The sequence below is a fragment of the Prevotella sp. C561 genome (assembly GCF_000224595.1).
GTDB classification, from domain to species: Bacteria; Bacteroidota; Bacteroidia; order Bacteroidales; family Bacteroidaceae; genus Prevotella; species Prevotella jejuni.
Genome location: NZ_JH114180.1, coordinates 1 through 1,520 on the forward strand (window position 1 = coordinate 1; position 1,520 = coordinate 1,520).

General features: G+C 41.4%; 1 protein-coding gene. It reads right to left on the reverse strand.

Annotation, left to right across the window (positions count from 1 at the left end):
- Nucleotides 1-66 precede the first annotated feature (66 nt).
- The coding region (locus HMPREF0666_RS15830; RefSeq protein WP_009013399.1) for an IS1182 family transposase at nt 67-1,520 on the reverse strand (1,454 nt) is incomplete at its 5' end.

Consider the following 1,520-nt stretch of genomic DNA (forward strand, 5'->3'; position numbering starts at 1 on the left):
AATTGATACATCCTCTTTTTGTTCTTCCTTTACCTTGTCTACGACATAATTCGTTATTTACTGCAGCTATGCTGCTAATTTCATATAAAATGATTTATTGGGCTTTAAATAGCCTATATAAACTTGTATAGAGTATCTGAAGGTTACAAAAAGTACCTCCATAACGGCTTTTAGTTCCTTGAGATTAGTTTTTCTACACATTTTCCCTATGTTAAAGGCAATAGCGAAGAAGGCAAAGTCCATATTGACCTTGTCTTTTCCAAAATGCCTAAACCTCTTATAGGCTTTATTATATTTTGTTTGTCCAAAAACAGCTTCAGGTTCTATGCACCTTCGTCCTCGATGCTTGATGCCTTCTTCTGAGGTCAGTAGTTCCCGTGCCTTTTGTTTATAGTGCTGTAGTTGGTGGTTTACTTCTATAATTCTGTTCCCTCTTGCCTTAAAACATGAGCCTCTCAACGGACAACCATCACAGCGTTCTGCCTGATAACGTACGCTGTAAGTAACGAATCCGTTAGAGGTTAGGGAACGCTTCATGCCTATACGCTTCATATGCTGTCCCATAGGGCAGACGTAGAAATCCTGTTCCTTATTATAATAAAGGCTTGCGGGACTAAATGGGTTAGGTGTATAGCGTGGACGCTGCTCTTTATGGAAGTAGTTATACTTCACATAGGCTTCCATATTATGTACGTCCATGAACAGATAGTTCTCCTCGGAGCCATACCCTGAATCGGCTACGACAGTCTTGGCATAACGATGATAGCGTGATTTGAAAGACTCCAAGAAAGAAGAAAGTGTGAGCGTGTCTGTACGGTTAGCATAGAGTGCAAAGTTGGTGATAAACTGGTTCTCAGTTGCTATCTGCAGATTATATCCAGGCTTAGTCTGTCCGTTCCGCATAGCATCCTCCTTCATGTGCATAAACGTGGCATCAGGGTCGGTCTTGCTGTAGGAGTTTCTCTCTCCCATAACCTCAAGTTGTTGGTCATACTCCTGGAGTTTATTACGTTTCTTCTCAAGCTCTTTAAGCTGTTTCTTCTTGGTTCTAACAGCCTGCTTCTCTTCTTTTGTCTTAGGCTCAGGGGCTGATTCCAAAGACTTGTTCAATTCCTCGGATATTTCATCGAGCAGAGCTGCAGTAAACTCGACACCTTCTGTCTTAGCGGCATTGTCCTGCGCTATGACATCATCAACCTGAAGCAAGAGTGTGCGTATTTGTTCCTGCAACTTGGCGCGGTTCTTTTCCACGGTTCTCTTCCAAACGAAGGTATACTTGTTGGCTTTCGATTCTATCTTTGTGCCGTCAATATATTCAACGTCAAGACTTATCAAACCTTTGGCTGCAAGTATTAATACAACCTGTGTGAAGATATTGTTGATTTCCTTTTTCACACGATTACGAAAACGATTGATGGTAATAAAATCAGGCTGTTCATATCCTGCCAGATAGATGAAATGAATGTCACGCTTGAGGAGCGACTCTATACGACGGCAGGAATAGATATTATTCATGTAGG